Annotated in this window: 11 protein-coding genes; 5 read left to right on the top strand and 6 right to left on the bottom strand. The window is 67.6% G+C overall.

Annotated elements, in window-relative coordinates; translation table 11 throughout:
• Positions 1–336 precede the first annotated feature (336 nt).
• Both IPI43_29710 and IPI43_29705 read right to left on the bottom strand, forming a co-directional pair.
• On the bottom strand, positions 337–747 hold the full coding sequence (locus IPI43_29710; GenBank protein ID MBK7778240.1) for a type II toxin-antitoxin system VapC family toxin: 411 nt from the start codon (positions 745–747) through the stop codon (positions 337–339).
• Positions 744–983, bottom strand: coding sequence for a hypothetical protein (locus IPI43_29705; protein ID MBK7778239.1), 240 nt, complete (start codon positions 981–983; stop codon positions 744–746). The genes IPI43_29710 and IPI43_29705 overlap by 4 nt, the downstream gene beginning before the upstream one ends.
• 129 nt (positions 984–1,112) lie before the next feature.
• Between IPI43_29705 and IPI43_29700 the strand changes: the two genes are divergently transcribed.
• The 5 genes from IPI43_29700 to IPI43_29680 all read left to right on the top strand — a co-directional run bounded on the left by IPI43_29700 (position 1,113) and on the right by IPI43_29680 (position 4,329).
• On the top strand, positions 1,113–1,454 hold the full coding sequence (locus IPI43_29700; protein ID MBK7778238.1) for a hypothetical protein: 342 nt from the start codon (positions 1,113–1,115) through the stop codon (positions 1,452–1,454).
• A gap of 172 nt (positions 1,455–1,626) precedes the next feature.
• Positions 1,627–2,361 carry a hypothetical protein gene (locus tag IPI43_29695; GenBank protein ID MBK7778237.1) on the top strand — a complete coding sequence of 245 codons (735 nt, stop codon included), beginning with the start codon at positions 1,627–1,629 and terminating at the stop codon, positions 2,359–2,361.
• A 565-nt stretch (positions 2,362–2,926) separates the two neighbouring features.
• Positions 2,927–3,415 carry a hypothetical protein gene (locus tag IPI43_29690; protein ID MBK7778236.1) on the top strand — a complete coding sequence of 163 codons (489 nt, stop codon included), beginning with the start codon at positions 2,927–2,929 and terminating at the stop codon, positions 3,413–3,415.
• Position 3,416: 1 nt separating this feature from the next.
• Positions 3,417–3,683, top strand: coding sequence for a hypothetical protein (locus IPI43_29685; GenBank protein MBK7778235.1), 267 nt, complete (start codon positions 3,417–3,419; stop codon positions 3,681–3,683).
• A gap of 37 nt (positions 3,684–3,720) precedes the next feature.
• Positions 3,721–4,329 (top strand): hypothetical protein, encoded by a 609-nt coding sequence (locus IPI43_29680; GenBank protein ID MBK7778234.1) that lies wholly within the window; start codon positions 3,721–3,723, stop codon positions 4,327–4,329.
• Between the two features lie 317 nt (positions 4,330–4,646).
• Here IPI43_29680 and IPI43_29675 read toward each other — a convergent pair whose 3' ends face one another.
• From IPI43_29675 to IPI43_29660, 4 genes are all read right to left on the bottom strand, one after another.
• On the bottom strand, positions 4,647–5,336 hold the full coding sequence (locus IPI43_29675; GenBank protein MBK7778233.1) for a DUF4291 domain-containing protein: 690 nt from the start codon (positions 5,334–5,336) through the stop codon (positions 4,647–4,649).
• The gene (locus IPI43_29670) at positions 5,257–6,639 is read right to left on the bottom strand and encodes a DUF4240 domain-containing protein (GenBank protein ID MBK7778232.1); all 1,383 of its coding nucleotides are present in this window, start codon (positions 6,637–6,639) and stop codon (positions 5,257–5,259) included. Before IPI43_29670 ends, IPI43_29675 begins: the two co-directional genes overlap by 80 nt.
• A gap of 85 nt (positions 6,640–6,724) precedes the next feature.
• A complete protein-coding gene (locus IPI43_29665; GenBank protein MBK7778231.1) occupies positions 6,725–7,126 on the bottom strand; it encodes a hypothetical protein in 402 nt (133 codons plus the stop codon).
• Positions 7,127–7,147: 21 nt separating this feature from the next.
• Positions 7,148–7,318: hypothetical protein (locus tag IPI43_29660; GenBank protein MBK7778230.1), on the bottom strand; the 171-nt coding region annotated here is incomplete at its 5' end.

Genomic DNA, 7,318 nt, shown 5'->3' with positions numbered 1-7,318 from the left:
CCCAGCACGAAAGACGGAACCACCACCAGCGCGAGGATCGCTGCCGCGAGCGCGAACGGAACTCGGGAGTCAGGCTCGCGGTCGGGCAGGTCGTGTTCCGCCATGGTGGCAGTGACCGAACGTGGTCGGGCGACGTGGGATTCCCGCGCCGTTCTCGGAGACAACCGGTCCCGAGAAGGACCCCACGTGGGGCGGCTGCCGACGGTGGAGGAATCCACCGCCAAACAGGGTGCGCAGCGACGTGATGGTCATCACCAGCACGGCAATGCAGTACAGGTGGGACCACGACGCCTATCCCACCAACGTGGCGCTCCTCCGAGGCTACCTCGCCAGCAGCTAGGGCGCGTAGACCTCCACGTTGAGATCTGGACACTTGGCGAGGTTCGCATCGCCGGTCAGAAAGTGGTCTGCGCCCACCTCGATGGCACTCGCAAGATGGATAGCATCTGGGGTCTTGAAACCGTGGCGCGCTCGGAGCTCCGTCGCACGGTCGAGCACTGCGGGCGTGACGTCGGCCAGCATGAACTCCTCGGACCCGAACAGCGCGTCGTACTTGTCCAGCAGCGCAGTGTTCCCGTCACGCAACGGCTTCACACGGCACTCGAGTCGAACGAGCCGCGAGGCGAGCACAGCTCCGCGCGGCGACGCGAGCGCAGCACCAATCCGCTGTGCCAGCTGGTTCCGAACGCCGGGTGAGCCCTCGACCAAATAGATGAGCGCCGATGTATCCAGCGCCAGTCGAGTCACCGATCGCCCCAGGACGAGCGCTCTTCCGCCAGCTGAGCGTCGATGTCCTCTTTCGTGCGGGTTCCGGCGGGGAGCCCACGAATCACGTCCAGTAACCTGCTCTTGGGAACCGCGTTAGTGGGCTCAATGCTGCGCACCACCACCTCGACGTCGCCGGACACGTCCTCCAGGGCCTCGTCGAGATCGATACGGCGTGAGCCGACCAGCCGCCCGCGCACGATGATGGCTCGCTGCATGATGGCCAGATTCTACCGCGACGGAGGTCGCGGGGCCACAGCCCCGCCCGCGCCTACTTCAGCTCGCCGTCGTACCCCCCAAAGTCCTGCGTCAGCTGCGAGAGTTCGCGGAGGCCGGCGCGCCGGAACATGTCCGAAGAGCAAGACGGGCAGGCTTGCCTGCGAGCCACCGCCCCCGAGTGGAGCCCGAGTGACGACGCACGGCAGGGGCACGGGACCCAGTTCGTGGTCGCCACCAGCGACGGATTCCGGGGGTGGTTCATCTCGCGCGATGGGACGGTGGAGTGGCCGGTGCTCTTCCCCGGACGCCACGAATCCAATGCGGGGGAGTTCTGGCAGAACATCGCGGTTCCGCGCGCGGACATGCAGCTGGCGGCCACCCCACTCGGCTTCCAGCTGTGGCTGCACAGTAGTTTCCGCTGCGGCGAGCCTTGGCTTCCCCGCGGGGCTGTACGCCTACCGGTGGAGTGACGTGCGGCCCGAAGGGACGTGGCGCCACGCGGCGGCTGCAATGGTTGACCACCACCTGCGGCTCCGGCCGGGCGTCCTCACTTCATCCACGGTGGCCCATCGGTTCTCTGGCCCCGACACGGTTCAACATGCCGCGCAGCCGGTCCGAGATGGGAGCGTCTACCTGGACGTCGTGGCGAACGAGAGCGGCGTGGCGAGTGCTGTGCAAAGCAACGAGGGCGTCGAAGTGGAGTGGTGGGGTCCGCATAACGAGCGCCACCGCATGACGCTCCACGCGACAGAGCCCGACTACGGGTGGCAGTCGGCACGGTTCACCCCCGACGCGGAGCACCTGTTCTTGCTGAGAGTTCGTCGCCCCCATGCGCAACAGGCCACCTCCATGATGGAGTTGAGCCTCATTCACCTTGGTCAAGATGGGGAGTTTCAGCATGGACCGACCGTGCAACTGCCACGGGACCAGCTCGTTCGCTTTGTCTTCGAACACACAGCGATTGCGCGGGGCAAGGTGGTCGTCGGCCTGAGCGGACTGCAATCGGATCCCATTCACGTCTGGAGCGCCGGGCGGACCGGCCGGCTACGGCGCCTGGGACATCCCATCGCCACCAGCCAGTGCGGAGCCAACGTCTTGACGTTGGGTGCCGACCCACCGCTGGTGGTCTGGACCGACTGCGCGGTGGGTACCCTCTCGCGGTACCTGCGCGTGGCGCGCCTTGCTGGCAGTCAGTGGAGGGAAGTGCTCCCTGCGCGCGCGCTTCGGTCTTCAGGCGAGTACGTCGCTGCTTTCGTGGACGAGACGCGCGGGCTGCACGTGGTCATCATGGAGAACGACGTGGCCGTGGTGATGACGCCAGGGCGCACGGACTGGGAAGTGGTGGGGCGGTTTGACCGGTTCCCGAGGACGCGCTGACGCCGCCGACGCTCGTCGAGGTCCTCCGCTTCGTGGTGCAGTCGTATCGCGAGGGCGAGTCGATCGTGCACCCGCACGTCGAGTGGATCGCCTGGGCCGACGCACTCGAGCGGGCCGGCCACCTCGAGGCCTTCGTGGCACGGCTGATGGATCCGTCAATGCCGCCTGGACCAGCCCAGGCCACCAACGTCAGCGAGGCAGCTCGAGCGGCCGAAGCGGCCTACATCGCGGCTCACCCGATCCGTCCGACCAGGGCCATCCTTCCAGACGACTTCATCCCTCTCCGTCGAGTCCCATGACGGTCTCCGAGGTCCCGCGACCCGGAGTGGGCGGCGGCGGCATTCTGGCCAAGCGATAGGACCGCAGCATGCGAACGACCGTGCAGGTGATGTAGCCTGCGCCGATGGAACGGACTGCGCTCGCCTTGTTGTTGTGCCTCGCTGGTTGTGGAGGCGCGTCCTCCACGTCACCGCCTCCCGAGCAGGCGGAGTCCTCGGAACCCACACCCGCCGAGCAACGCCTGCTCGGATGCCAGACTCGCTACTCGGCGGAGCACGACGTCACCATGGTCTACCTGCCGCTGCCCGACGACCACGTGGCGGGCGTGTTCCTGCCCGGTGAAGATTGGGACGGTCTCTGCGGCCAGTCGGACGAGCTGATGCTCGAGGCCGTTAGTGCGAGCCACGGGATGTTCGTGGCAGCGGGGTTCCAGGCTGGAATCGCAGCGCCTGCCGACCTCCCCGAATTCGCGAGAGACCAGGCCGAGGTGGTCCGAGTCGGGTTCGAACGGCGGGGGCTCACCATCGTAGCCGAGCAGGTCACGCCACTTGACCCCGCCATGTTCAGCCAGTTGCTGGTGACGGATTCCGAAGGGGTGCGCATGACTCACTTCTACGCGCAGAAGTTCGACCCGCTCCCGTCTGGCCTCTTCCGGTTGGCCTACTCCGCCGAGGGACACGACTCCGATGCGGTGGCCGCAGCTGGTATCAGGATACTGGAAGTCGCCGAACGCTCGCAGACGCGCGCGCTCTCTGAGCTGCGCGAGGAGAACTGACATGAGCCCGTTCACGTGGTTGTTGCTGGCGGTGTTTGCGTTGTTGGTGCTCGCGTACGTGCGAAAGCGTCGCGAGGCCGCCCCTGCCGTGCAGCGCGCAGCGGTGAGCGAGAACGACGTCGACCCCCTCGATGAGGCGCGGTATGTGCACATCGACCAGGAGGAGATGATCGACGGCAGCTGGGACTTCTTCTTGCCCACGCTTCAGCAGATCCTTCGAGCCGAAGGGGTGACGTTCGCCCCTGTGATCTCGGAAGGCGAGAGGTGAGCGCGAGGTCCACCTCGACGGTGAGCTGCTGTGGAGGGTGGACCCGACGGAGACCTCGGAGGAAGAAGCCAGCGCTGGCCTGGTGCGGCTCGCCCGCGCCGTGAATCGGCGCCTCGAGGCGGCGCGGTCCCCAAGGCGCTTCTACTTCCTGGAAGGGTGGAACGACCTGAGTGGGACACTGCTCCAGCCGGAGGAGTACGAGAGGCTGATCGCCGGCGAGTGGGGCGAGTCGCTCTGGAACGCGGACGACGGACTGGCGGTGGGCGCCCCCATCGACGCGCGGCACATGCTGATGGCGTTGGCCCCAACCCAAAGCACGCGTGGCGGGCAGTTCTTCTATGTGCGCATCCCCGGAGCCATCGGCCCCATCGACCGCGGCCGGCTCTACGAGGACCCGCTCGACGAGGCGCTCGCGGCCGAGGGGCTCGGCAGCGTCAGCGGCGGTGGCACGCAGCTGGGTGCCGACGGGTCCATCGTGTTCTGCGGCATCGACGTGGATGTGACCGACCGCGACCGCGGCCTGGCCTGCATCCTTCGCGTGATGCGCGAGCTGGGTGCACCCGAGGGCACGGTTGTGGAAGAGGGCGGTCCCGAGAAGGTGGAGCACCGCGTGTGGGGCGATGCGGAAGCGCGCCAGCTGCACTGAGGAGAGCCCCACCCCCCACGGACCCATAGGCGTTCTCGAGCAACGGGCGACCGGGCTGAGCCCCAGCAACGCCGCTGAAGTCCAGCGAGGGGCCCTGCGTTACGCTCGCGGCATGCGCAGCAAACTCACCTTCGCCTTCTCCCTCGGCATCCTGGTCGCGTGCTCTGCCAACCAAGTCGTCCAGGTCTCCCACGTAGACGCGCAGCCTCGCGCACCGGGCGCTTTCCGGGAGTGCATCGCACGCCTGGTCAACGACGACCCCACTCCGATACCAGCGGGCTGGACTCCCGTCGGTGGGGCGGGGCCTCGCTACGCTGTCATCCTCTGCAGGTGAGCGGGCGGGTCCTGCAACGGAGGAGCGAACCTTCAAGCCATCCGAGCCGTAGGCGCTGCTGCAGAGCCTCGTCGTGCGGCACGTACACGCGCTCCACGGGGGTGAGGAGCTTGTGGCGCGCCCCCTCCCCCCGGTGCTCGCGCTGCTCCACGACGAACGGCGTGACGTCGATGATCTCGCGCGTCCACTCCGTCGCGAACCGTCGCAACGTCTCTCCGCGGAGTCCGAGCTGGATGGCGCGCCGCTCTTCCTTGCTGCCGTCCGGCGCGTGGTCGGGATCCCACTGCATTCTGACCTCGGTGGACCTGCCGCGCTCGAGCCACGCAGCCCGGTCGGGCCCGTGCACGTCCGGCTGGAAGCTGCTCTCCAGCGCTCCGCCAAGGACGGCATCGAAGCCCACGCGAGCAACGCGCACGGCCAGCACGCGCTCTTGGTCTTCCTTCGTGGCCCACCCGCAGCGGTACATCATCCAGAGGAAGTTCGGCTTGATCCAGCTCATCCGGGCGAGCGACCACGGGCCACCGAAACGCTGGTGCGCCACCGCCCAGTCCGCAATGGCCGCGTTATAGGCCTGATAGACCACCACGCTGTCGTCATCGTAGTGCGCGAGGATGTGCCGGCCCGTGCTGGGCCAGCTCGCGCGCAGTTCGAGGTGTGGGGCAACGGGCAACACGGCTCACGAAGCTATCCATGGAGTGCCTCGGTCGACAGTCCCACTGAGCCGTCGGTTCTCCCACCTCGTGCCTCCCAGCTTCACCCGTGCCGGCGCCGTAGTGCCCCCCGTAGGACCGCAGCGTGGTTGGCAGCGAGCACAGGTGGCCCTGCCCGTCGCGCTCGCAGCGCATCGCCCGGCACGCCTCGCCCGCGGTGAACTCCGCCACCCCGAGGTCCCAATCAGTGGAGGCGTCGCGCCACATGACTGTGAACGCTCCGGCCTGTCGGCGGAACTGGTGTCCCCGCATCCACTCGTAGCGAGAGCCAAGACCGGAGGAGTAGGTGCCCAAGGACGCGACGATCTCCGCGGTATCTTCCGAGAGATGAACGAGAACGTAGTCCTGCAGGGACGGGGTCCCGACCACGTAGATGGCATAGCCTCCAGGGAGCGCGCGCTCGCGCCGACACGGGATGGGCTCATCCTCATACCCCCCAGATGTGGCTGACTGCCTCAGGCGGTCGCAGAGTCTCCTTCGAGGGAACGGCGCGCTCGGATGCGGAGGAGGCTCGGCCCAGTCGCTCGTGTCATGCGAGCAACCGGGGCCGTTGATGGAGACCCCAGTGAAGTGCACCACCTCTCGATTCACGTCCAGGCAGAAGTCTGGGAGGCCAGTGGGCGGGGGGATGACGCGTGACGGTGGCGTCTGCACGGCCTCGTACTCCTCCGCATAGGGCTCCTCCTCTGCGTCCATCTCGTCGTCATTGGGTGGACTCTCGATGGCGTCGCCCGGTGGAGCAGCGACGCGCGGTTCGGGAACGGGATCCGCTGGAAACCGACTGAACCATTGGGCCAACAACGCGGCACCGGCGTCCCACGTGGGGCCCTCGCCGTACTCCGTGAAGGTCGCGTCGCCGCCGAGGATGCGTTCGTACTCCGTGCGGCCGCGGAAGATCATCTCCGCCCGCAGCCAGCTGAAGCACTCACGGTCACACTCGCCGAACGCGGCGCTGGCGGCACGCCACAAACTCGCGCGCGCGGCAGCAGCCAGCCGGTCCACGTAGAACGCCACGAAGCTGCCAACGTCCGCGTCACTGAGAGACTCCAGCCGAATGTTCAGGCGCAACTCGCGCTCGGAGGGGGTCCCGTGTGCGCCGATCGACTCGACGACGGACCACCATCGGAGGACGTCCTCACCAACGTGCGGGACCGGTGCCGCTGGCTCGGACTTCACGATCGGGACGGGGCTGCTGCACCCGCTCTCGCCGAAGATGGCGAGCAGGAAGCCCAGGACGCACGCGCTGCGTGTCGCGCTCCTGGCCACGCCTTCAGCCCGAGTCATCCTGGCCCCAACGCGGCGACGGGAGCGGCTATTCCCTGGGAAGTGCGGGGCGGCCAGGCGCGAGAAGTCAGATACTCATCGCGAACCGCAGTCCTACGAACGTGGTCAACGCCCACAGGACGGCATGGGCGGCCACCAGCGACCTGGGCGCTCTGGTCTCGACCGGGCCAAGAAACAGAAAGGTGAGAAGCAACGGGCCCGCCAGAACCCATAGGCAAGAGAGCGGCACCCCAACCAAGCCGTACGCGCCGATGTACAGCGGACGTTCCCGGAAGGCCAACATGCCCAGCCGCACTGCGAGTTCGACGCCGATCAGCACCCCGGGCAGCGCAACGACCAGGAGGCCAGCGAGCGCCTTTCGTTGGTTGGCCTGCCGACGCATCGCCCATAGCGTCCACAACACCGTGACCGGAAGGGCCACGACCCACGCGAGCCCGATCACACGTTCAAGCTGCTCCGTGTCCGCCATGCCTCCGCTTGCCTCCGAGCATCACCGGTACCCCTCCGGGCAGGCCACCCACCCTGCCCCCTCGGACTGCGGAATCAAGAACACTCCCGGAGCGGCGCCAATGCTGGCCGCTGCATCCAGCTCGCTGATGGACTCGCGTGGATAGCCTGGCGCAAGCGGCCAGCCCCGCTGCAGGAGGTGCACCGTGCGCTC

It is taken from the genome of Sandaracinaceae bacterium, from assembly GCA_016706685.1.
In the GTDB taxonomy this organism is placed as follows: domain Bacteria; phylum Myxococcota_A; class Polyangia; order Polyangiales; family Houyiibacteriaceae; genus JADJJE01.
Note: the sequence above shows the minus strand (reverse complement) of the source record. Positions and strands in the feature narration are given on the sequence as shown.

Bases quoted from the DNA above. Each gene is read 5' to 3' on its own strand.
- IPI43_29685 (MBK7778235.1), top strand. From the start codon at position 3,417: ATGAGCCCGTTCACGTGGTTGTTGCTGGCGGTGTTTGCGTTGTTGGTG.
- IPI43_29705 (MBK7778239.1), bottom strand. From the start codon at position 983: ATGCAGCGAGCCATCATCGTGCGCGGGCGGCTGGTCGGCTCACGCCGT.
- IPI43_29690 (MBK7778236.1), top strand. From the start codon at position 2,927: ATGGTCTACCTGCCGCTGCCCGACGACCACGTGGCGGGCGTGTTCCTG.
- IPI43_29665 (MBK7778231.1), bottom strand. From the start codon at position 7,126: ATGGCGGACACGGAGCAGCTTGAACGTGTGATCGGGCTCGCGTGGGTC.
- IPI43_29700 (MBK7778238.1), top strand. From the start codon at position 1,113: ATGTCCGAAGAGCAAGACGGGCAGGCTTGCCTGCGAGCCACCGCCCCC.